Source organism: Corynebacterium sputi DSM 45148 (genome assembly GCF_000427865.1).
In the GTDB taxonomy this organism is placed as follows: Bacteria; Actinomycetota; Actinomycetes; order Mycobacteriales; family Mycobacteriaceae; genus Corynebacterium; species Corynebacterium sputi.
The window spans coordinates 114,655-137,938 of sequence record NZ_ATYV01000005.1 but is presented as its reverse complement, the minus strand read 5'-3'; the positions used below and the strand labels follow the sequence as shown (position 1 = coordinate 137,938).

The following is a 23,284-nucleotide window of genomic DNA, read 5'->3' as shown; positions in this document are numbered from 1 at the left end:
ACTCAATGCCGCCCATCTGACGCGCATGTCGACCGATTCCCTATCCTGGGTGCCGTGTCCGATTCACCGCTCCTCCGCCGTTGCCGCACTTTCCCGGTGTGGCGTTCGGTCGCGCTGTCTGCTGCGGTGGCTCTCCTCGGGGCAACGTCGGTCGCTTGCGCACAGGATCAAGGCCTGCAGCAGCCGTTTGCCGAGGTAGAGGGCGATATTCATCCAATCGCACCACCAGACGCTGAGATCGAGAGCCTTCCAGACAACGGTGGTGCCGCGCCCGAGCAGGGGCAGTCTCATCCGTGCGACATATCAGACGAGATCCTCGCCGCATGCTTGCCTGACGTCACCGCAATGACCGCGACGGGCGATTCCCGCGGACTCACCGCTACCTCCGATGGAACGTTGTGGGACATTCGCCCCGGCCATGAGCCGGAGCCTCTGCTTCAGGCACAGGCCCCGGTGCGGCAATTGCTGCCGTCGTCCTCGGTTGAGGAAGACGGGCAAGTTCATGTTTTGCTTGACGACGGCTCCCTGCACCGTCTTACCCTCCTTCCTTCAGGAGGGACCGATTGGCGTGAGACTGGCGGCCCCGGCGACACTGTCGCGATCGTGGCGGGTCCAGCAGGGCCAGAGAACATCCGGATTAATGACCCAGGTATCGAGTTGCAGGCATTGTGCGACACCCCGGAGGGGGCACCACCGATTGCGTCGGTGATCCTGGATGGCCAGCCGACCCTGGTCGTGTTCTACGGAATGATGATTGAACCTCTTACCGGAGTCGACTTCGACGACTCAATCGGCGGCTGTGCTGCCTCAGCTGACGAAGTGGTCGTCGCGGTGCCGGGCGCGCAACGGGTGGTGTCTATTCCGCTCGCACTAGATTCCGGCAGCGGCACCCTTTCAGAGGAAGCGTTCTGGTCCGTCGCAGGCTCGCCCGAGGTTCTGGTCGATGGAATGTACGGGCACGTATCCACTGTCACGATCGTGGATGCTGAAGGCGTCGGTGAAGTGTGGGCAGGTACTGCGAATCGCGTTCTCGCTGAAGGCGGCCCCGGCGAATCGGACGACCGGGTCGTCCGGTTCCCGCTCGACGGCGCCGCCGGCGGCTCACCCGACTAACTGGGGGCGGTTCACTCACCAAACAACAGGTGAGGCTACCCTGACGATCATGGCACCGCGAGAGACAAACCTGTTCACCGTCGTCGGCACCACCCAGGTGGCGCCGCACATGACCCGTCTGAACCTCAAGGTCCGTGATTTCAGGAGGTTTTCCGAGGACATCAGCACTGATGCCTACGTGAAGCTGCAGTTCCCCACCGACGACCCGGAAGCACCGGTCGTTCGCACCTACACAGTGCACTCCATTAACTCGGAGAACTCCACTGCTGCCATAGACTTCGTTGTTCACGGAGACGAAGGCGTTGCTGGACCGTGGGCAGCACAAGCCTCCGTCGGAGAGGAAATCGAGTTCTTCGGACCCGGTGGCGGATACTCGCCGGCACCGGAGGCGGATTGGCACCTGTTGGTTGCCGATGACACCGCACTGCCGGCCGTTACCGCTGCGTTGGAGAACCTCGTCGCGCTTGAGGCCGAAGGCTCCACTCCTCCGGTCGAGGTCATTATCGAATCGGCTGACCCCCAGCGGGACTTGCCCGCTACTGCCAATACACGGATCCAGTGGCTCCCCTCCGGTGAGACGCCGGGCGATGCGATGGTTGGGGCCGTCGAGAAGCTTCAGTGGTTAGACGGCGTGTGCCAGCCGTTCGTTCATGGCGAGGCACATGCGGTGATGAAGCGGATTCGTCCCATTCTTGTCAAAGAACGCGGTGTGTCCCGGCGCGCGTTGTCGGTGTCCGGGTACTGGCGAGTTGGCCGCTCTGAGGAGAACTTCCGAGAGTGGAAGCGGGAGAATAAGCCCGAGGACTAGCCCGCAGAGGCTGAGCTCCGAACGAACACCTCGTATGCCCCTGCCGGATATCGGTGGAAATGTTCTTCGTCGAACAAGGCGGGATCAAAGACGAGGTTCGTCGAGGTGCTCCCGGGGGTTGATGGCATGTGATTCTCTCGAACCGGCGCCACCAAAGCTCCCTCCACATGCCGCAGAATAAACATGTCCGGCGCACGGAACTTGGAACCGTCGAGAAGCCCCAGTAGTTCCTGCGTGGAGTGGGCTTCCGACAACGCCACGATCTCTGCATTTCGCTCCCCATAGCGAGCAAATGGTGTCGCATACGCCTCCATCGGTGCCTGGAACGAAAACAAGTCCCGTTGAGCGAACACCGCGGAGGTGTCGGAGAGAACCACGGGGCGGACCAGACCGTGCTCAGCCTGAGCTGCGTCGATCGCCTCTAACAACTCCGGCGGCGCTCCCCTCGCCTCTAGTGCGGCCTCCGCATACTCTTCGTTTTCTGCTGAGCTCCCCTGCGCCATTCCCATCAGGAGGCAAAAGGACACCAACACCGCCACTGGTGTCAGTGACACTCTCCGGATCCTGCGACCGACCATCTGTGCCAGGACAAGCAGTCCTGCGAGCACCGGAGCAAGCATCATCAACGGGATGATCCGAAACGCCAGCAGCGAGGTGTCGTTGAAGGCGAAAAGCAACGATGCCACGAACCAGCCGGTTGCGACACACAGAATTACTGCACACGCCATGAAGGCGGAGTTTGCATGCCCACTACCGGGAGCGCTGATTGAACTGCGGCGCCCACGCACCGTCCCCCACGACAGGCCCATGGCAACCAGTCCCACCAGCGCCGTTATCCCAAACGCCGTCAATGTTCCGAGCGGACTGAATACCGAGAGGGACTCGTCGGGCATGAAATCGGCGGCGACGCTGTGCTCCCGTTCCTCGCCGCTCAGTCGCGCCCACAGGTAGGGGCCCCAAAACACGAGACTGGTCAGGAAGGCGCTTGTGCCGGCCAGGCCAAGCCACGTCAACGTCGAGAAGTTCCGCAGTTTCCAGGCCACTGACGCAGCGCCGGCCCCTAGAGACAGTGCTGCCACCACAGCAAGCAGCGTGTAGGTAAATGAGAACACGCCAACGACCGCCCCGAGAGGTACCGCGGCCCACAATGCCGGCAGCGCTCCAGTCGAGGCGTAGCGAAACATCAATTCCACGGACCAAGCAGTCAGCGGCGGCACCAGTGCGACCACGAGCCAGGAGTACGGCTCGTAGGCATTGTAAAAGGTGCCGACGCAGGCCGTCCCCACTGCCAGTACAGCCGCGATCGGAGCTCCCAGCAGCCATCTCCACATAACAAAGGCCATCACTGCCGCGACAGCCATAGTGATCAATGAGAACGGCTTGTACGCCAGCCACCCCTCGGTGCCGGTGAGCCGCGTGTAGATCCCGCCTGCCCAGAACCACAGCGGCGGATAGAAGGACAGCGCATCGGCGTAATAGACGTCGGCGCGGCCTCCTCCCCCAGAGAACCTGGTCAAGTAGGCCACGCGGAAGCTTTGATCGCCGCCGAGGCCAAACAGATAAAATGGAGACCCCCACAGCAACACCGCCAACGGGACCGTCGCCGCCACTGCGGCTCCGACGACACCTGCGATCCACGCAAAGACGTGCTTCCCGACGCCCACTGCCACCACCACCGCAATCACCGCCAGAGCGGTTACGGCAGAGCCACGGGCAGCGAGCACAGTGGATTTCTCCGGAACCGTCATGGTGTCGAAGGAGCCTGACAGGAACGTCGAAACGATAAACGCGATGATGATCGCCCCGAGAAATTCACTCGAACGGCCTAGAAAGACTCGCCACCAGGCAACGTGAACTGTCTCAGGTACGACGAACCGCCGCGGACCACGGGGCACAGAATGGCGCCCGCGGTGATTCGCGGCGGTGCGTAAGGCGGTCTGGGTCACGCAATGAAATTACGTTCCTTGGGGAAGGTACGCCCAACGGGTGACCCAGAGCGGGTGGCTAACCCAGCTTCTTGGCGATCAACTGGTTGACCTGCGCCGGGTCGGCCTTGCCACGGGTGGCCTTCATGACCTGACCGACGATCGCGCCGACGACCTTCTTATTGCCTCCGCGGTACTTCTCCACGATGTCAGGGTTGGCCTCGAGTGCCTCGTCGACAGCCTTCTCGATGGCGCCGTCGTCACGCACGACCTCAAGTCCGCGGGCTGCGATGACCTCATCGACAGTGCCTTCGCCGGCGAGCACTCCATCGACTGCCTGACGGGCGAGCTTGTTGGTGAGCTTGCCGTCCTTGATGAGTTTCACAACATGGGCAACCTCGCCCGGAGTGATTGCCAGTGCCCGGAGCTCAACTCCGGACTCATTGGCCTTCTGCGAGAGGTAGGCAACCCACCACGCACGTGCCTCGTCCGGGGTGGTGCCGGCCTCGACGGTCTCGATAATCAGGTCGAGGGCACCTGCGTTGACCAGGTCGCGCATCTCCTCATCCTTGAGATTCCACTCCTCCTGGATGCGAGCGCGGCGGATCCACGGCAGCTCCGGCAACGTCGCACGGATCTCCTCGACCCACTCAGCCGGTGCGAGGACCGGCGGCAGGTCCGGGTCATTGAAGTAGCGGTAGTCTTCCGCCGTCTCCTTGATACGACCGGCAGAGGTGGAGCCATCGGTCTCCTGGTAGTGGCGGGTCTCCTGGCGAATGGAACCACCATCGGTGATCACGGCCGCCTGACGCATCATCTCGTAACGCACCGCTTGCTCCACGGACTTCAGCGAGTTGATGTTCTTGGTCTCGGTACGGGTACCGAACTCTTCCTGGCCGATCGGACGCAGGGACAGGTTCGAGTCAACTCGCATCGAACCCTGATCCATGCGTGCGTCAGAGACCTCCAGCGCGGCGACCAGGTCACGCAGGGCCGAGACGTAAGCACGGGCAACTTCCGGAGCACGCTCGCCGGCGCCGATGATCGGCTTGGTGACGATCTCGATCAGCGGCACGCCAGCACGGTTGCAGTCCACCAGGGACCGAGTCGCGCCGTGGATACGCCCGGTTGTACCACCGAGGTGGGTGAGCTTGCCGGTGTCTTCCTCCATGTGAACACGCTCAATGTCAATGCGCCACGGAGTGCCGTCTTCCAGAACGACGTCGAGGTAGCCGTTGAACGCGATGGGCTCGTCGTACTGCGAGATCTGGTAGTTCTTCGGCTGGTCCGGGTAGAAGTAGTTCTTCCGGGCAAAGCGGGAGTACTCGGCGATCTCACAATTGAGAGCCAGGCCAATCTTGATGGCCCACGCCACTGCGGTGCCGTTGACGACCGGCAGCGCGCCCGGCAGACCAAGGCTGCACGGATCGACGTTGCTGTTCGGGGATGCCCCGAAGTTGGCGGAGGAAGACGAGAACATCTTCGTCTTCGTCGACAGCTCAACGTGAACTTCCAGTCCCATGACGGGGTCGAAGCGGGTCAGGACTTCGTCATAGTCCATCAGGTCATCTGCGTAAGCGGCGGTCATGCCGGTCATTCTAACGCTTCACCGCCACCGCGCCGCCGTTGGGCACAGGTCACCGTCGGCCATGTTCGCTAACCTGGATACACACTGTCCACACGGCCCCACAACCACCGTCATTCGGAGCAATGACCAGAGAGGACCATGTGTCTGACGAAACCATGCACTCCGAACCACTGCCGGAGCAACCAGTCCCTAGCTCCTTCTCTGACTGTGACACCACGTTCTCCTCCTCGGACGACCCGATGCAGAGGCATACCGGCGGAACATCCACCGGCAAGGTCGTAGCGATATTCATTGTTCTTGCAGTCGTTGTGGTGGGCCTTATCGGCGCCGCAGCGGTCAGCCTGACGACGTTCCTCAATGGAGGTCCGAGCTTCTTCGACCGCGCACCCACCTCGATTTCCGGATCCGGTGGCGACAACGAACGCGTGGACACGGAGGACTGGATGAGGGACCTTGCTGCACCCGCAGTCAGGGAGTCGATGGCCGATAATTGCGCCGTAATGGTTATCCCCCTGTACGACTTCGACGGCTTGCACGAGGAGAACCAGGACATCCTCAACTGCGTCTTCCTCGATGACGTCGAACACCCAGGCACAGGTATCCCCTTTGACGTCTATGCAGCAGACATCGTCGGCGACTCTGAGGTCGCCAGTCAGGCTGCGGTGCTGCCTCCCCGCAATGTCGAAGAGATCACCATCAACGGCACTCCGACGCAGTCCGGGCACGAGATCCGCGCTTTCGAGCACACCTCATCACTAGCCATCTATGACATTCAGGACGAAGGACTCGTCCGCTACAGCGTCTACAACGCGACGCCCGACGACGCCGAGCCATTCCTCCAGTCGGTTGGACTTATCAACTAAGGCGCTGACGCAAAGCCAGCCCAACTTGTCATGACCCTCCCAGAGAAAAACCGATAATCTGAACCCATACTATTTCAGTGGTGAAACCACTTGTCCGATGGGAAAGACGATGTCCGAGCCCTGGCACCTCACCATCGACATCACCGAGACCGCGCTGACGGTCTCAGACGGCACAACCACTCGTCCTATACAGAATGAAATGGATTCCCGCCGTTTCGCTCTGACTGAGCGCTATGTGACCATCCGAGACGGGACCACAGTAGCCGCGGAAGAACTGCTCACTTCGACGATGTGGGGATGTCTCGCTGTGTGTGGGCAGTCTCGCCCTCCACTATCGGCGACAATCAAAACCCCTATTCCGCCTTCCCCGCCCAACAGTCAGGCAATTGCGCTGGCTTTCGCTCAGTATGGCGTCCATCCAGAGTCAGTGACGATTGAAACCACAGCCTCTTCTGCCGGAGCAGAGACCACCACTGCCGAACCCGCGAGTGCCTTTCCGGACGGAGATTGGAAGCTGGTCGCTGAACAGCCATCATCTCCGTTCGGCCATCACGAGAAACCTTCAGAAGTACCATCGTCCCAGGCGAGCACCAGCAGCACGGCAACGAAGAAGAAAATGTCGCCGATTCTCATCATCGTCATCGCGATTGTGGCGATCGCCGTGGTAACGGTCGCGGCACTTGTAGCGCGGTCGTACCTCGCCTCATCGAGGGATGAACTTCTACCCGACATGGTTCCGGACGAAATAGCCAATGCTGTCGAGGAATGCACTTCCAAGAATGATTTCGTGAACTCTAGCGGGGACGTCGTCGAGCAAATCCACTGCAGGATCAGCGAACGCCTCACTGATGACGACAGTGGGCAGGCCTTCCGAGTCTATGGTGCCTACTTTTACAGTGACCCGGATGTGGTCGACTACATGGCAGCGGCACCACTCATTCCCAATGAAGTGCCGCTCGGCACGACAATTCCTGAGAACCGAGTGGTGCGAGTGCTGCAGGAAGCGAATTCTCCCACCAGCATCTATCAGATCGAAGACTCACTCTTAGGGGTTTATGGAGCAACAGGCATCGATCCTGACGATGTCGATGCGCTAGTCCGAGCCATGGGCTTGAACCGCTAACGAGGTCACGGAAAGTCCGTGGCCACGGGCTTAACCGAAGAGTGCCTTCGCTGTACGGTAACGGCCCGGCGGGACAGTCTTGAGCTGCCCGACTGCCTCAGACAGAGGAATGCGCACAACTTCTCCGGACTGAAGGGCCACGGCGCTACCGAAGTCGCCCTCGTGGACCGCGCGAGTAGCGTGGACTCCATAGCGGGTAGCCAGCACTCGGTCGAACGCGGTCGGTGTTCCGCCACGCTGAATGTGTCCGAGGACGGTCGTGCGGACGTCATAATCCGTGCGACGGGTGAATTCCTTGCCGATCATCTCGCCAATGCCAGCGAAGATCTTGTGTCCGAAGACGTCGGTGCCCCGGTCCTCGAGCTCCATCGTTCCGTCCTTGGGCTTGGCGCCCTCGGCGACGACGATGATGCCGTACTTCTCGCCCATCTGGAAGCGTCGTTCCATCGACTTCACAATCTCATTGATGTCGAAGGGCTCTTCAGGGATGACGATGTAGTGCGCACCGCCGGCCATTCCCGAATGCAGTGCGATCCAGCCGACGTGGCGGCCCATGACTTCAACGATCATGACACGGTTATGGGACTCAGCGGTGGTGTGCAGACGGTCCACCGCATCAGTGGCCACAGCCACGGCGGTATCGAATCCGAAGGTGTAGTCGGTGTTGTTGACGTCATTGTCAATAGTCTTGGGCACACCGACGACCGGCACTCCGTTGTCCGCGAGGAACTTGGCACCCTTGAGGGTTCCTTCGCCGCCGATGGGAATCAATGCGTCGATGTTCGCGTCTGCGAGGTTCTCTTTAATTCGGTCGATGCCCTCTTTGAAGACCTCGGTCTTCATTCGACCGGTACCGAGGATGGTGCCGCCGCGGATGAGGAGGCGGTCGATCCCCTCGTCGTCGTAAAGCTGGACGCGGCGGTCCTCCAACAGACCTACCCAGCCGTCCTCATACCCAACGACGGTGGAACCGTACTCTGCGGAACTGGTTCGGACCACGGACCGGATCACGGCATTCAGTCCTGGACAGTCTCCACCGGAAGTAAGGGTCGCAATTCTCATGAGTTCAACACTAGACCCCGTTCGAGGAACCTGCCTGTCCCTGTTTAGGTGTCGGCGAACCAGGTCTAGTGAAGCCCATCACCGCGATGAACCCGAGCACCAAAACGGCGGCCTGCATCAGCAAGACTTCGCCGAAGACGTAGGCACCAGCGTCTTGTGCGGTTCGAAATTGGATGAAGGCGGCAGTAGCAGCAGAGCCAATCACCGCGCCCACCTGGCGTGAGGTGTTGTAGACACCTGAGGCGGCGCCGGCCGAGGACGGAGGGATCGAGTACATCGTGGTGGTGGAGTTCGGCGCCCACACAAAGCCATTGCCGACACCAAGGGCGATGGAGGCCACCGCGATCCACCACACCGGAAGCTCGGGTCGCATCACCGCGAACATCAGCACCTGACCAACGATCATCATGCCGAAACCGATCATCGATAGCGTCCTCGGTGCGATTTTTCCGATCCACGAGCCGACAAAAGGCGCGAGCACTCCCGAGACAATCGCCATCGGGGCAATCATGAGTCCGGCCATCAACGGGTCGATGTTCTCGTACCGCTGCATGTACAGCATGATCGGCACCGCGTTAGAGGCCACCGCAAAGCCCATCGCCATGATCGAGAAGGTGCCTCGGGAGAAGTTCAGCCGGGAGAACAGGTCCAGCGGCACCAGCGCCTCCACTCCCCTAGGCTCCGCCGACTTCTGCAAGCGCACGAAGAGCACGATCAGAGCCGCGGCCGCCGCCAGCAGGCCCCAGATCCACAGGGTCCAACCAGCGGACTCACCCTGCTGGATACCTACGACCAGGAATGTCATTGCCAGGATCGAGACGGTGATGCTGGGGATGTCGAAGCTACGGGAGGTCGACGGCAGATCCGGCACCCACATCGCAGCGAGAATCATGCAGGCGATGCCCACCGGCACGTTGATGTAGAAGATCCAACTCCAACCGGCGACATCGACGATCAGGCCGCCGAGGACAGGGCCGGTAAGCGTCGCTAAGCCCGCAACGGTTCCCCACAGCCCCATTGCAGTGCCGCGATGGTCCGGCGCGAAGATGCGAGTGATGACGCTGAGGGTCTGGGGCGCGATCAGCGCCGCACCGATTCCCTGCAGGGCACGAGCCGCGATCAGCGACTCGATGCTGCCAGCCATGCCACACCACAAAGAAGCGACCGTAAAGACAAAGATGCCCACCTGGAACACCCGTTTTTGCCCTAGCTGATCGCCAAGCCTGCCGGTGACCAGCAGCGGGATCGCATACGCGAGGAAGAACGAGGAGTTAACCCAGATGAGGGCGTTGTAGTCGACCCCGAAGGAATCCTGAATATCCGGGGTCGCAACCGAGACGATCGACTGGTCGAGCAGGTTCATGAAGAACCCGATGCACAGGGGGATCATCGCGAGCCAGGCCTGCCGCTTGGGCAGGTAATCGGGCTCGGTAGAGGCGGTGGTCATGCCGGGTACCGTACCCCCACCGCCGAGGGGCACGGGCATGGACCCGGGAAGTTAGCCGCGGATCTTCTCGAAGGCGGCGCCGACGCGGTACAGGCGGTCATCTCCGTGGCGCGGGCCCATGATCTGCAGACCGGTGGGCAGGCCGGTGTCCGACGCGAGGCCGGACGGGACGGACATGCCGCACATGCCGGCAAGGTTCAGCGGCAGGGTGCAGAGGTCGAACATGTACATCGCCAGCGGGTCGTCGTTCTTCTCGCCGAGCTTGAACGCTGTGGTGGGCGTCGTCGGGGAGACGAGGACGTCGACCTGCTCGAAGGCCTTGTCGAAGTCCTGCTGGATGAGGGTACGTACGCGCTGCGCCTGGATGTAGTACGCGTCGTAGTAACCGACCGACAGGGCGTAGGTGCCGATGATGATGCGTCGCTTGACCTCGTCGCCGAAGCCGGCGGCGCGGGTAGCGGCCATGACCTGATCGGCCGAGTGCTCTCCGTCATCGTCTTCGCGCATGCCGTAACGCATGCCGTCGAAGCGAGCGAGGTTGGAGGACACCTCACACGGGAGGATCAGGTAGTAGGCGGACAGCGCGTGGTCGAAGTTCGGGCAATCGACCTCGACGATCTCGGCGCCGGCTTCACGCATTGCGTCGACAGAGGCGCGGAACTGCTCCAGGACGCCGTCCTGGTAGCCCTCCCGATCAAACTGCTTCACGACGCCCACCTTCACACCCGTCAAATCCCCAGAGGACCCTTCGCGTGCTGCGGTGACAACATCGGCGATGTCGTGCTTGGTCGAGGTGGAATCACCCTCGTCGTGTCCTGCGATGACCTCGTGCAGCAGCGCGGTGTCCAGGACGGTGCGAGCGGTCGGGCCGCCCTGATCCAGGGAAGACGCGCAGGCAACGAGGCCCTGACGGGAGACGGTGCCGTAGGTCGGCTTCACACCAACGGTGTTGGTCAGTGCGGCCGGCTGGCGGATGGAACCGCCGGTGTCGGTGCCAATAGCCAACGGAGCCATCGCCGAAGCCAAAGCTGCGGAGGAGCCGCCGCCGGAGCCGCCCGGGGTGCGGTCCAAGTCCCACGGGTTGTGGGTCGGGCCGTACGCGGAGTTTTCCGTGGAGGAGCCCATTGCGAACTCATCCATGTTGGTCTTGCCCAGGATGGGGATTCCGGCTTCGCGGAGCTTGCGGGTGACGGTGGCGTCATACGGGCTCATGTAGCCCTCGAGGATCTTCGACGCACAGGTGGTCGGAGCATCCACAGTGGTGAAGGTGTCCTTCAATGCCAGCGGAACACCGGCCAGTGCGGAAGCGGGTGCTTCGCCGCGATCGAGGGACTCGTCAACGGCCTTAGCCGCCGCGAGGGCCTCTTCGCCGCCGACGTGCAGGAATGCGTTGACGTCTCCGTCAACATCCGCGATCCGGGCCAGGAACGCCTCGGTGACCTCGACAGAGGTCAGCTCGCGGGAGTGGATCTTCTCTGCCAGTTCCGCGGCGGTGAGGCCGAGGATCGCATCGTCTGCGACGGCAGAGGCCAAGTACTTGTTGTCGGTCACGCTCACTCCTCTTCACCGAGGATCTGCGGAACCTCGAACTTCTGGTCCTGCGATGCGGGTGCCTGGTCCAGGGCCTGCTCTGCGGTGAGGGTCGGACGAACCTCGTCCTCGCGCATGACACCGGCCGACGAGGACGGGTGGCTCATCGGCTCCACACCCTCGGTCGGGACTTCCTGCACCTGCCGCACGTGGTTGATGATGTCGTCGATCTGATCCGAGAATCCTTCGATTTCGGTGTCTGTCAACGCCAGACGGGACAGTCGTGCGAGGTGTGCAACCTCGTCGCGCGAGATGGCGGGCACGCGGGACCCCTTTCCGTTTATCCAGTATGGGTACGTCCCATAGGGTAGTCGCGGCTGCCTCTGGACGGGGCATCGGGGCAAACCTCCCTGGGGCTGTCTGCTTTTGTCAGCCCCGCATGTAACCTGGAGTCGCTAATCGGGCGGCTTCGCCCATTTTCTTCGAAAGGTTCCCACGGTGACACTGATGACTTACCTGCTACGGGTTCAGCTCCCCGATATCCCGGGTTCCCTGGGTTATCTTGCTGCTGCGCTCGGTGAAGTCAACGGAGACATCCGCAGCGTCGACGTCGTCGACTACGGCACCGATGGCACTGTCATCGACGACCTGGTCGTCGATATCCCTCACGACACACTTCCCGACGCACTGATCACCGCCGCCCAATCCCTCGACGACGTTGAGGTTGATTCGATCCGGCCTTTCTCTGGAACCGTCGACCGACGCGGTCAGATTCGGATGTTGGCGAAGCTCGCGAAGGCAAAGAAGGCGACTCAGGCTTTCCAGGGGCTCGTCGACGGCTTGCCTGGGACGATGACGGCTGGTTGGGCCTTGGTCCTGGAGAACGGCCGTGACGGTTCCCGTCGCCTCGTCGCTTCCGATGCCGCTCCGGAGGACGATGGCCGAGTGCTGCACAGTTCCCCGGTTGATTCCGCCCGCGTCCTCGAATTGGACACCGATGACTGGCTGCCGGATTCCTGGACCGTGATGGAGTCGTCTCTCGCGGCCGCCCCGATGGGCCAGTGGTACACGCTGATCATGGGTCGCCCGGGCGGACCTGATTTCCTGGCCACTGAGGTCGAACATCTTGGTCGGATCGGCGACATCGTTGGAGCGATCGTTAACTAGCCAGCAACTGCGCCCGCCGCCAGACTCCTGGGTCCTGCGGCGGGTTTTGTCGTACTTGCTACTCTGCCGATCCTCCGGGAATTGCATCGGCACCGATCTCAAGGAGCCGATGGAACCCTGCCTCGTCGAGGATCGGAACACCGAGATCTTCCGCCTTCGTTGCCTTCGAGCCGGCATTTTCACCAGCGACGAGGACTGAGGTCTTTTTCGACACGGAGCCGGCGGCCTTGCCCCCACGGGTGAGGATCGCTTCCTTTGCGGTGTCGCGGGTGAAGTCCTCCAATGAGCCGGTGACGACAATGGTGAGGCCCTCCAGGACCTGGTCTGGTCGGTCGGAGACCTCATCTGCCATCCGAACGCCAGCATCAGCCCACTTCTGCACGACTTCGCGGTGCCAGTCGACCTCAAACCAGGCGATGACCGAGTCCGCAATGATCCCGCCGACACCGTCTGTTTCCGCGAGATCCTCTCGTGAGGCCTCCCGGATCGCATCCATGGATCCGAATTTCTGTGCCAGGGAACGCGCCGCTGTCGGCCCGACATGCCGAATCGACAGACTCACCAGCACTCGCCAGAGTTCACGGTCCTTGGCCGCTTCCAGTGCCTCGAGGAACTTCTTGCCATTGGCGTTGACGGTGCCCCGTTCGATTCCATCCTCGCCTTCCCTCCACTTCGCGGCGGTGGTGTATACGGCTGTGCGGGCGAGGTCGTCGGTGCCGAGATTGAAGAGCTCGCCTTCGTCGGGAAGCACACCTCGGTGAATGAGATCTGCGGCAGCTCGCTCACCAAGGTGCTCAATGTCGAAACCACCTCGGGAGGCCAGGAATTCCACTCGTCGCTGGAGCTGACCTGGGCAATAGCGTGTGTTGGGGCATCGCCAGTCAGCGTCGTCTTCCTTGGCCGGAGCCAGGACTGTGCCGCATTCAGGGCACAGCGTCGGGTAGATGTATTCCCGCTCAGAGCCGTCCCGCAGGTCCGCCACCGGGCCCAGGACCTCAGGGATCACGTCGCCGGCTTTGCGGATAGTGACTCGGTCACCGATTAGGATGCCTTTGCGTTTCACCTCGGTCGGGTTATGCAGGGTGGCCATCTCGACAGTGGAGCCAGCCACGGTCACTGGGGTCATCACTGCGTACGGAGTGGCGCGACCGGTACGTCCAATGGAAACTCGGATGTCCAGCAGGTCGGTGGTGACCTCTTCCGGCGGGTACTTATAGGCAATTGCCCAGCGTGGTGCCCGCGATGTCGATCCGAGACCACGCTGTTCGGTCAGTGAGTCGACCTTAACGACCAGGCCGTCCATCTCGTGGATGGCGTCGTGACGGTGCTCGCCCCAGTAGGCCACCTGCTCCACGACCTCGTCCGCCGAATGGGCCTTCTTTGTGTACGGCGAGACCGAGAAACCCCATTTCTTCAGCGCCTCGTATGCCTCATGCTGGCTGCCCGGTCGCCACCCATCGATGGCGCCGATGCCGTGACAGATCATCGAGAGCCTGCGCTTGGCGGTCTCCTCCGGGTTCTTCTGCCGAAGCGAACCTGCTGCGGAGTTCCTCGGGTTCGCGAAGGTGGCCTTGCCCTCTTCAGCGCGCTCTGCATTAATGCGCGCGAACTCCTCCAGCGAGAGGTAAACCTCTCCCCTAACTTCCAACAGAGCCGGTATATCGGTTCCGGTAATCTCCTGCGGGATATCGGAAATGGTCCTCGCATTGGCGGTGACATTTTCACCAACGCGACCGTCACCACGGGTCGCCGCCCGAACCAGTTTTCCGCCGCGGTACACAAGATCAATCGACAGTCCGTCGATCTTGAGTTCGGTCAGGTACGCCTGCGCTGGGGTTCGAGCCAGCCATTCGCGGAGTTCTTCTTCACTGAAGACGTTGTCCAGGGACATCATGCGTTCGATGTGCTCGACCGCTTCGAACGTCACGCCATCGGCAGGTGCCTCGATATTCGCGCCCACGTTTTGGGTGGGCGATTCCGGCACAGCCAGTTCGGGGTACCGCTCTTCCAGGTCCTGGATCGCGCGGAACATCTCGTCATAGTCGGCATCGGAGATCACCGGTTGACCGGTGTAGTACCGAGATGAGTTCTCCCGGAGCTGCTCGGCGAGTTCCTGCCATTGCCTACGGATGTCATCGAAGTCAGTCACTTAGCCAAGTGTAGTTGTCCCCATTCCGTAGTTCTTCCACAATCAACCGCTGACCCTGACACCGCGCTTGAGGCTGGTCGCTAGAGTTACCGCCATGAGCCGATTTGATGTGGGTGCCATGATGGCCTTCGACCTCGAGACCACCGGAACCAATCCCAAAGAATGCAAGATCGTGACGTCAGCGCTGGTCAGCCTCCGTTCGGGGCAGCAGCCGGTGAAGGAGCTGCGCCTTGCTGATCCTGGTGTCGAGATCCCGGAGGCTGCCTCCAATGTCCACGGGATCACCACCGAGATGGCACGCAAGGATGGTGCTCCGCACGATCAGGTTCTCGCCGAGACCATCGCTGGTATCCGCAAGGGCTGGTCCGAAGGATTCACGCTCATCGCGTTCAATGCCGCGTATGACTTATCAGTCCTGCACACCCAAGACCCGTCCTTCACCGTCGACGGACTGGTGGTGGATCCCTTCGTCATTGACAAGAAGTTCGATAAGTACCGCGGGGGCAAGCGCACATTGGGCAGTGTCTGCGAGCACTACAACGTGCGTCTGGACGCCGCGCACGATGCCACTGAGGACGCCCTCGCAGCGGCCCGCCTAGCTTGGATGCAGGCGAAGAAGTGGCCGGAGATCGCCGAGATGGACGGCGATGAGCTCATGGAATTGCAGGCCATCTCGTACTACGAGGATCGCAAGAGCCTCAAGGATTATTTCGAGAAGAAGGGTCGGGATGTCTCCGACTTCGATTTGCCTCAGACGTGGCCGATGTACTAACTCACTGAGTCGATAATCAGGTGCGGTCGCTCCCCCACCCTGGCGATCAGCGCCTGCACCTTAAACGCCTCGCGCAGGGTCTCTGGGATCAGCACCTCTTCTGGGGCGCCCACGCTGGAGGCAGTTCCGTTGTGGAGAAGCACCACTTGATCGAAGTGGGACATCGCTAGATCCAGGTCGTGAATATTCACGATCACCGTCCGCCCAGAGGCACGCAGTACATCGAGCAGATGCAACTGGTGGTGGATGTCGAGGTGATTCGTCGGCTCGTCGAGAAGCAGCACTTCCGCCTCCTGCGCCAAGCCACGTGCGAGCACTACCCGGCGCGATTGGCCTCCGGAGAGTTGGTCACACATCGAATCCGCATGTTGCTGGATGTCGAGCATGGTGAGGGCTCGAGCAACCTCAGTGTCGCCGTCATGACCGCCAAGATCCCACGCGCTTGTATGCGGCATTCGACCAAGAGCGACAAACTCCGCGACGGTCAGCTCCCCTGGTGGTCGCTCCTCCTGTCCCACGTAACTAACGCGTCGGGCACGGAGTCTAGGACGGAGGGAGTGGAGGTTGTGGGCGTCGTAAAGCACGTGCCCTTCAGCCGGTTTGGTGATGCCGGCCAGCGCGCGCATCAGCGTCGACTTGCCCACGCCATTGATGCCCACCACGGCGGTCAGCGTTCCGGGTTCGGCGGTGAAGGTGACGTCGGTCAAAAGCTTTCGCTTCCCGACGTTCACCCCCACCCCATTCACCTCAAACCTTTTCATGAAGACTGACCTCCGAATCGGTAGCGTTTTCTGCCCATCAGTAGGAGGAATACAGGCGCTCCGATGACTCCTGTAACGACTCCGAGCGGAATTTCCTGCGGAGGTGCGATCAGACGGGCGAGGACATCGACCCACAGGAGGAATAGCGCTCCCGATAGCGCGGCGATGGGGATGAGTCGTCGATGCAGTGATCCGACCATCATGCGTGCCAGGTGCGGGATGACTAGACCGACGAAGCCGATGCCTCCGGCGACGGCGACCATCGCGCCGACGAGAACTGCCTGCAGGAAAAACAGGAGTTTGCGCAGCAGTCCAACTCTTACTCCGAGTGCAGCTGCGGTATCGGGCCCTGCGGACAGGGCGTCCATGCGCGTGCTGATGAGGAACAGGATGACGCCGCACAGAATCACGACCACGAACGGAAGCAATACCCGGTTCCATTGCGCTCCTGAGACTGATCCGAGCATCCAGAACATCACGCCCTGGGCGGCTCGGGAATCCGGCGCTCGGAAGACCAAGAGACTTGCGACTGCTGAAAACGCCGAGGAGAGCACTACGCCAGAGAGAATCAGGCGAAGTGGTGTGATGCCTCCTTGCATGACTGTGACGAAGTAGACGACGGCCGTGGCCACCAGCGCACCAATCATCGCGCCACCAGAGAGTGCCCACACCCCAAAGCCGGAGAAGACTCCGAAGGTAATGACGGCGGTGGCACCGACGCTCGCGCCGGAGGAAATGCCGAGCAGATACGGGTCCGCCAGTGGGTTACGGACGAGTGTCTGCATCGCAACGCCCGCCAGAGCCAGACCGGCTCCCACGATCATCGCGATCAGTCCTCGAGGAGCGCGCAGTTCCCAGACGATGTCATTGATTGCGCGGTCGTGGTACTCCCCGCCAGAGAGGTGTGCCAGGACAACCTGCCACACCTCGCCGGCTGGATACGACACCGAGCCAAACGTCAACGAAATGACGAAGCTCGCCGCCAGTGCGCACAGCAACACCACTAATAAGAGCGGGGTTCCTGCTTTTCTGAGCATATGCGGGGCCTACTTGGTCAGGTATTCCTGGCCCGGGACGCTGGCAGGCAATTCGAATTCAGGCTGGATCTCGCTCTCCGGGGCCAGGCCATACTCCTCGAGTGCCTTGCGGAGAATCTCAGCGGCGTCAACGTTCAGGGGCGAAGAAACCCACATTGCGTACGGCAAGTTGATGAACCGCTCCTCTTGGACCGCCGGCAGATCACGGGTCACCGGGTGGTTCTTAAGCTGTTCGACCTTTTCCTCGAAAGACTGACCGGGGTAGTCGACAAAGACGAAGGCGTCGGGAGAATCTGCAGCAAGGGTCTCCCAGCCGACCTGAACCCACGTGTCATCGATCCCGTCGGCATGGTTACGGGCGCCAGCGGCCTGGATGATGACCTCGGGGGCTCCGAACTTGCCGGAGGTGAACAGTGCGTCTGTGCCGGAGTCGTAGAGGAAGAGGTTAGGGGCCTCCTCCGGCTGCGCTGCGTCCGCCAATGCTGCCAGGCGTTCGTTCTGGTCCTCAATTACTGACTCGGCGATATCTGGGTCGCCGGAGATCTGACCGATGTTGCGAAGGTCCTCATCCAAGGCCTCCCACGGGTCCATGACACCTCGCTGTGTAGTGCCGTCCTGCCTGCAGGATTCGCTGAGGATGTAAGAACCGATGCCTCGGTCGCCAAGGAGAGTCGGGTCGACTCCGTTGGTGTCAGACATACCGTAGTTCCAGCCTGCGAAGTAGTAGTCCGGCTGGAGGGCAATGATCTGCTCCAGGGACGGCGCCCGGTCACTAACGCTTTCGTAGGAGTCGATCACGTCGGCCCCGTACTTCGCGGCCAAGGTGTCTCGGTCATCACCAACGCTCGACACGGCTATGATGTTGTCCTGTGCCCCGGCGGCAAGTGCGATGGCGATGATGCCGCCGTCGTAGGCCAGCAATGATGACTCGGACTCAAAGGTGACTTCTTCACCACAGTTCTCGACGGTGAGTTCTCCGTCTGCGGAGGTCGCCGCAGTGTCAGTGTTTGAGCATCCGGTCAGGACCAGGGCTGCGGTGGCGGTAAGGGCTGTGGACGCGAGGAACCGCTTGTTCTTAAGCATGGGGAATCCACCTTCGTGGAGATCCGTCAGTGTCTGTGCGCGAGACGATGACGTGGACTATGAATCGGTAGGTCTTCGGACTTGAAGGTCAGTCCCTCGCCCACGCCTTCCCGGAGTGATCCAGTGGCCTCGTGTGGGGTCGGTCCCTTCTCACCGCTGCGCGCCAGTTCCGGATTTTCACCGGATTCCCTTGCACCGATCCTTGTGCACTCAGCACTTTATCAGGTCAATTGATAGGAATTTACTTCTAATCCAAGAAGTACTCCTGGCCAGGCAGGGACTCGCGGATGAGCATCCGGCCAGCAAAAGAGTCGGCTACAGGTCGCCTGCGGCTCGATTCACGAGGTCAGCCGCCAAACGCCCACACCGCAAGGCTGGCGCCGGCCATTTCAATGGTGAGCGGTCGAAGCCGGACATCGGTGTGAGGTTTATCCGCTCGATCATGTCGACTCGGGGGAAACTCAACTCATCCCACAGCCGAGCGGCCCGCTTGGCAGCGGTTCGCTCGTCCGGGGTGATCCACGCTCCGGAGTGATCGTCAGTTCCCCGGTCCGGTACGGAGGGGACAACACCGAGATCCAGATCAATACCATCGGCGATGAGGGCGCCAAGGGTGTCCAGGGCCGTCGAGCCGACCACAGCATCCGCGCGAACAGCCAGAGCGTTCGCACCGGAGTCGCGTACCGCCTCCATCGACAATTCCGAGACCTTCCCGCCGGGGCGCACCACAACGCGAACACCACGCGCAGCCAGCGGCTCCGTGATCCGGCGCCACATGTCGGACAACTCGCGATGGCCCACTGGACGGAGGAATCTGGTGCCGACGGCGTCGGGAACTCGGCCGAGGTGAACGTCGGGAAGCAGATGCTCGTCAATCTGAACGGTGTAGCGAGCGCCGCTGAAGCGGCGATCCAGATCATCAAGGAGCCGGTCGAGACCTGCCGACAATGACTCCGCCAAGAACCGCACCGAACCATGATCGGTAAGCATCCGATGCCCGCCGGGAAGTTCCACCGACGCGCCCAAGCTCCACGGACCGACCACTGAAAAACGAATCGTCTCCGCAGCGCCGTTCCACAGCTCCTCGCAGACATCGAGATCCCGAGTCAGCAGATCTCGGGCCTGCCACGTTACCCGCGAGGGACCGTCAGCAATGCGCCAGCTACGTGGTCCTCGATCAAGGACCACGTCTTGCAGCACCACTCCGGTACGGCCAACCGCATCCGCGCCAAGACCACGCGCCGGCAGCAACGGGATGATGACCTCACCATCGGTGGACTCCCCGCCGATCACATCAGCGGCAACAGCCATATCCGTCCCCGGCATCGACCCGAGACCGCTAAAACCGGTCATGCTCCGGTGTCCCGGATCGTGCCGGAGCCAAGCACAATGTCGCCTTCAGCATCCGGACGATAAAGGACTGCGGCCTGGCCGGGGGCAACGCCGCGGAAGGGGACGTCGAGAAGCAGTCGGAATGCACCACCGCGACCGGTTTCCGAATTCGTCGGGCCCTCTAGGATCTCGATGCGGCAGGGATGCGCCTTGCCATGGGCGCGGACCTGGACCTGCAACGGGCCATCCGCGATGACCGCAGGGTCCTCCAGCCAGATCGCACGGTCAACCTCCAGGGTGTGGATGTTGAGATCCTCAGCACGGCCGACAGTCACCACACCCGACTCAGCATCGATGCCGGTGACATAGCGCGGCTGACCGTCCTTGGCCGGGCCCGGCAGACCGAGGCCCTTGCGCTGACCGATGGTGAACTGGTGCACGCCCTCGTGGGTAGCGAGTTCCTCGCCTGTCACGCCGTCCTTGACCGCGCCGGGTCGCATACCAATGGAGCGACCGAGAAATGCCTGAGTGTTGCCGTCAGGGATGAAGCAGATGTCGTAGCTATCTGGCTTGTTCGCCGTGGTCAGGCCGAGTTCTCGAGCTTCCTCGCGGATCTGCGGCTTGTCAGTGTCGCCGCAGAGGAACAAGGACTTGGCCATCTGCTCACGGTCCAGCACGCCCAGCACGTAGGACTGGTCCTTCTGCTCGTCGGAGGAGCGACGCAGCCGGCCCGCCTCGTCCAAGACCGCATAATGCCCGGTGACAACGGCATCGAAACCGAGCGCCAAAGCACGCTCGAGCAGAGCCTGGAATTTGATTCGTTCATTGCATCGCAGGCACGGGTTGGGGGTCTCGCCGCGTGCGTAGGACTCGGTGAAGTCGCCGATAACTTCCTCGCGGAATCGCTCTGAGAAATCCCACACGTAGAACGGGATCCCCAACGCGTCACAGACTCGGCGAGCATCTCCGGAATCCTCCAGGGAACAGCAGCCGCGCGAGCCGGCACGCAATGTCTCCGGGTCCTTCGACAACGCCAGGTGCACGCCGGTGACGTCATGCCCCGCCGCGATCGCACGTGCCGCAGCAACCGACGAGTCGACCCCGCCGCTCATCGCCGCCAGAACCCTCATGACATTTCCTCCATACTCCCTAGGCCATCCCCGCAGCCTTCGCTCGTGCGACGGTATCACCGACCACGGCCAGAACCGCATCCACGTCCTGCTCTGTCGTCGCATGTCCGAGGCTGAATCGCACCGCGCCACGCGCTACGTCCTCCGGAACGCCCATTGCCAGCAACACGTGGCTAGGTCGATTGACGCCGGCATTGCATGCGGAGCCGGTGGAGCATTCGATGCCGGCGGCGTCGAGAAGCATGATCAGGCTGTCGCCTTCCGCGCCAGGCACGCTGATGTGGAGGTGCCCTGGCAGGGCCGGTTCACTCGTATGCTTCACGACGTCCCCAGCCTCCCCACGAATTCCTTCCCACAACCGGTCCCGCAGACGAGCCAACCGAGCGTTCTCCGCTTCCATGTCTGTAGTTGCCGCTTGGAGAGCAGCAGCTAGTCCGACTGCTGCGGCAACGTCAACGGTTCCAGAGCGCAATCCCCGCTCCTGGCCGCCACCATTGACATGGGAAATGACTTTCGCGTCACGCCTGGCCAGCAGAACCCCGACGCCACGGGGACCACCGAACTTATGCGCCGACAATGCAAGCGTGGCCGCTCCAGTGGCGTGGAAGTTGATATCCTCATGTCCGACGGCTTGCACTGCATCAATGTGCGTCGGCAGCCCAAGATCGGTCAGTTCCTTGATCGGTTGAATCGCGCCGGTCTCATTGTTGGCCCACATGCAGGTCAGCATCGCCGGTCCGGTGATCGCTGGCAGAGCGGAAGCGTCGCCCCTCCCTTCCGGAGTGACCGGCAGATCCAGCAGCGTAGCGCCGAGTCGATCCCGGCAGAACGCGGCGGATTTCAGAACCGCATCATGCTCGATAGGTGCAAGTGCGATCGTGCCTGGCGCCCCCAGACCCAGGTACAATCCTTGGATTCCGAGGTTGTCTGCCTCGGTGCCGCCAGAGGTAAAAATCACCTCGATCGGCTCGCAGCCAAGGATCCGCGCCACGGTCTCCCGGGCATCCTCTAACGCCTGCCGTGCCCGACGGCCAGAGTCATACTGACCACCGGGATTACCCAGACTATATGCCTCGACCATGGCGTCGCGTGCTTCCGTAAGAAGCGGAGATGTCGCTGCATGGTCCAGGTAATGGCGGGGCTTCTGCGCCCGCGCACGGAGAGCCTCCAGTGCGGAGGGTCTCGCCGAACGCTGGCCGGTGGCGGCGGAGAAGGTGTTGGACATGGATGTGAGGTTAGTCGGGTTCATCGTCGGATCAGAACCCGGCCACCGGTGCCCCCATTCGATAACGAAAATTTGCATTTCCCCAGTTCAGATTAAGCCAATATCACCGATCGGGGTCACTTGAGAGAGGTAGCGGTCCGTACGGAGGTCCGGGCACGCGTAAAGCGGCGAGTTCCACTGGGGAACCCGCCGCTTTACGTGGCGTCAGTTAGCCGAAGATTTACTTCAGTGCGTCGGTGACGGCCGGGGCGACATCGAAGAGGTCGCCGATGATGCCGAGGTCAGCGATCTCGAAGATCGGAGCCTCTTCATCCTTGTTGACCGCGATGACGGTCTTGGAGGTCTGCATACCAGCCTTGTGCTGGATTGCTCCGGAAATACCCAGGGCAATGTACAGATCCGGGGAGACGACCTTACCGGTCTGACCAACCTGGAACTGGCCCGGGTAGTAACCGGCGTCGACAGCTGCACGGGAAGCACCGACGGCTGCGCCGAGGGCGTCTGCCAGCGGCTCGACGACCTTGGTGAAGTTCTCTGCATTGTCGACACCACGGCCGCCGGAAACGACGATCTTGGCCTCGGTGAGCTCCGGACGATCTCCACCCTCGATCGGGGAGAAGGACAGGATCTCGACCGGGGACTCAGGAGCCTCCGGGAAAGCGACCTCGGAGATGCCCGGGGAGGCCGGGTTCTCAACCGGGTCAACCGAGCCGGCACGCAGTGCGTAGACCGGGGAAGCGCCGTAGCCGGCACCGTCGACGATGTAGTCGCCACCGAAGACGGAGTACTGGACGGAGCCGTCAGCGTTGAGGGCGGTGATGTCGTTGAGGACGCCGGAGCCGGTCAGGGTTCCGACGCGGCCGGCGATCTCTGCACCTGCGGCACCACCGGCGACGAGGACGGGGATCTGGTACTCGGAAGCCAGGCCAACGAGGACGTCGACCTCAGAGGACAGCAGGTACTTGCCGGCGTCATCGGACTCAGCGGCGAAGATGTGGGTGGCGCCGTACTTGCCAAGCTCCTCAGCCAGTGCGGCTGCGGTGCCCGGCTTGCCGACGACCACGGCGGACGGCTCACCCAGAACCTGGGCGGCGGTCAGCAGCTCAGCGGTCGAGTTCTTCAGCTCACCGTTGATGTGATCGACCAGAACGAGGACGTTAGTCATTGTG

Annotated in this window: 20 protein-coding genes and 1 riboswitch; of the genes, 6 read left to right on the top strand and 14 right to left on the bottom strand. The window is 61.9% G+C overall.

Annotated elements, in window-relative coordinates:
- Nucleotides 1–54: 54 nt before the first annotated feature.
- Together YWU_RS15175 and YWU_RS0104495 are read left to right on the top strand one after the other, a co-directional pair.
- On the top strand, nt 55–1,113 hold the full coding sequence (locus tag YWU_RS15175) for a hypothetical protein (protein ID WP_051260027.1): 1,059 nt from the start codon (nt 55–57) through the stop codon (nt 1,111–1,113).
- Between the two features lie 49 nt (nt 1,114–1,162).
- Nucleotides 1,163–1,921 (top strand): siderophore-interacting protein, encoded by a 759-nt coding sequence (locus YWU_RS0104495; protein ID WP_027019525.1) that lies wholly within the window; start codon nt 1,163–1,165, stop codon nt 1,919–1,921.
- Here YWU_RS0104495 and YWU_RS0104490 read toward each other — a convergent pair.
- Both YWU_RS0104490 and gatB read right to left on the bottom strand, forming a co-directional pair.
- Nucleotides 1,918–3,867, bottom strand: coding sequence for an arabinofuranosyltransferase (locus tag YWU_RS0104490; RefSeq protein ID WP_027019524.1), 1,950 nt, complete (start codon nt 3,865–3,867; stop codon nt 1,918–1,920). The genes YWU_RS0104495 and YWU_RS0104490 overlap by 4 nt on opposite strands.
- Before the next feature lie 58 nt (nt 3,868–3,925).
- Nucleotides 3,926–5,434 carry an Asp-tRNA(Asn)/Glu-tRNA(Gln) amidotransferase subunit GatB gene (gatB, locus tag YWU_RS0104485; protein WP_027019523.1) on the bottom strand — a complete coding sequence of 503 codons (1,509 nt, stop codon included), beginning with the start codon at nt 5,432–5,434 and terminating at the stop codon, nt 3,926–3,928.
- Nucleotides 5,435–5,574: 140 nt separating this feature from the next.
- Between gatB and YWU_RS0104480 the strand changes: the two genes are divergently transcribed.
- Nucleotides 5,575–6,297: a hypothetical protein gene (locus YWU_RS0104480; RefSeq protein WP_156892713.1), complete on the top strand. Its 723-nt coding sequence runs from the start codon at nt 5,575–5,577 to the stop codon at nt 6,295–6,297.
- A gap of 427 nt (nt 6,298–6,724) precedes the next feature.
- Complete coding sequence (locus YWU_RS0104475; protein ID WP_156892712.1) at nt 6,725–7,420, top strand: hypothetical protein; 696 nt, start codon at nt 6,725–6,727, stop codon at nt 7,418–7,420.
- A gap of 30 nt (nt 7,421–7,450) precedes the next feature.
- Here the strand turns inward: YWU_RS0104475 and YWU_RS0104470 are convergent, their stop codons facing one another.
- Genes YWU_RS0104470 through gatC form a run of 4 tightly spaced genes read right to left on the bottom strand, consistent with a single transcriptional unit; the run spans nt 7,451 to nt 11,782 of the window.
- Nucleotides 7,451–8,482, bottom strand: coding sequence for a 6-phosphofructokinase (locus YWU_RS0104470; protein WP_027019520.1), 1,032 nt, complete (start codon nt 8,480–8,482; stop codon nt 7,451–7,453).
- 10 nt (nt 8,483–8,492) lie between these two features.
- Nucleotides 8,493–9,929, bottom strand: coding sequence for an MFS transporter (locus YWU_RS15170; RefSeq protein WP_034647039.1), 1,437 nt, complete (start codon nt 9,927–9,929; stop codon nt 8,493–8,495).
- A 51-nt stretch (nt 9,930–9,980) separates the two neighbouring features.
- Complete coding sequence (gene gatA, locus YWU_RS0104460) at nt 9,981–11,480, bottom strand: Asp-tRNA(Asn)/Glu-tRNA(Gln) amidotransferase subunit GatA (protein WP_027019519.1); 1,500 nt, start codon at nt 11,478–11,480, stop codon at nt 9,981–9,983.
- A gap of 2 nt (nt 11,481–11,482) precedes the next feature.
- Nucleotides 11,483–11,782, bottom strand: coding sequence for an Asp-tRNA(Asn)/Glu-tRNA(Gln) amidotransferase subunit GatC (gene gatC, locus YWU_RS0104455; RefSeq protein ID WP_027019518.1), 300 nt, complete (start codon nt 11,780–11,782; stop codon nt 11,483–11,485).
- 184 nt (nt 11,783–11,966) lie between these two features.
- Here gatC and YWU_RS0104450 point away from each other — a divergent pair, with 184 nt between their 5' ends.
- On the top strand, nt 11,967–12,626 hold the full coding sequence (locus YWU_RS0104450) for an ACT domain-containing protein (protein ID WP_027019517.1): 660 nt from the start codon (nt 11,967–11,969) through the stop codon (nt 12,624–12,626).
- Between the two features lie 58 nt (nt 12,627–12,684).
- Here the strand turns inward: YWU_RS0104450 and ligA are convergent, their stop codons facing one another.
- Nucleotides 12,685–14,775 carry an NAD-dependent DNA ligase LigA gene (gene ligA / locus YWU_RS0104445; RefSeq protein WP_027019516.1) on the bottom strand — a complete coding sequence of 697 codons (2,091 nt, stop codon included), beginning with the start codon at nt 14,773–14,775 and terminating at the stop codon, nt 12,685–12,687.
- 94 nt (nt 14,776–14,869) lie between these two features.
- On the opposite strand from ligA, the gene YWU_RS0104440 reads away from it, so the two are divergent.
- Complete coding sequence (locus YWU_RS0104440) at nt 14,870–15,547, top strand: 3'-5' exonuclease (RefSeq protein ID WP_027019515.1); 678 nt, start codon at nt 14,870–14,872, stop codon at nt 15,545–15,547.
- Here the strand turns inward: YWU_RS0104440 and YWU_RS0104435 are convergent.
- From YWU_RS0104435 to YWU_RS0104405, 7 genes are all read right to left on the bottom strand, one after another.
- On the bottom strand, nt 15,544–16,308 hold the full coding sequence (locus YWU_RS0104435; protein ID WP_027019514.1) for an ABC transporter ATP-binding protein: 765 nt from the start codon (nt 16,306–16,308) through the stop codon (nt 15,544–15,546). The genes YWU_RS0104440 and YWU_RS0104435 overlap by 4 nt on opposite strands.
- On the bottom strand, nt 16,305–17,345 hold the full coding sequence (locus YWU_RS0104430) for a FecCD family ABC transporter permease (RefSeq protein WP_027019513.1): 1,041 nt from the start codon (nt 17,343–17,345) through the stop codon (nt 16,305–16,307). Before YWU_RS0104430 ends, YWU_RS0104435 begins: the two co-directional genes overlap by 4 nt.
- Before the next feature lie 9 nt (nt 17,346–17,354).
- Nucleotides 17,355–18,428, bottom strand: a complete 1,074-nt coding sequence (locus tag YWU_RS0104425) for an ABC transporter substrate-binding protein (protein WP_027019512.1) — start codon at nt 18,426–18,428, stop codon at nt 17,355–17,357.
- 49 nt (nt 18,429–18,477) lie between these two features.
- A riboswitch (cobalamin riboswitch) is annotated at nt 18,478–18,643 on the bottom strand.
- A gap of 100 nt (nt 18,644–18,743) precedes the next feature.
- The gene (locus tag YWU_RS17420) at nt 18,744–19,781 is read right to left on the bottom strand and encodes a uroporphyrinogen decarboxylase/cobalamine-independent methonine synthase family protein (protein WP_156892711.1); all 1,038 of its coding nucleotides are present in this window, start codon (nt 19,779–19,781) and stop codon (nt 18,744–18,746) included.
- Nucleotides 19,778–20,890, bottom strand: coding sequence for a tRNA 2-thiouridine(34) synthase MnmA (gene mnmA, locus YWU_RS0104415; RefSeq protein ID WP_027019511.1), 1,113 nt, complete (start codon nt 20,888–20,890; stop codon nt 19,778–19,780). The genes YWU_RS17420 and mnmA overlap by 4 nt, the downstream gene beginning before the upstream one ends.
- A gap of 19 nt (nt 20,891–20,909) precedes the next feature.
- Nucleotides 20,910–22,115, bottom strand: a complete 1,206-nt coding sequence (locus YWU_RS0104410; protein ID WP_084141780.1) for a cysteine desulfurase family protein — start codon at nt 22,113–22,115, stop codon at nt 20,910–20,912.
- Between the two features lie 220 nt (nt 22,116–22,335).
- A complete protein-coding gene (locus YWU_RS0104405) occupies nt 22,336–23,280 on the bottom strand; it encodes an electron transfer flavoprotein subunit alpha/FixB family protein (RefSeq protein ID WP_027019509.1) in 945 nt (314 codons plus the stop codon).
- Nucleotides 23,281–23,284 lie beyond the last annotated feature (4 nt).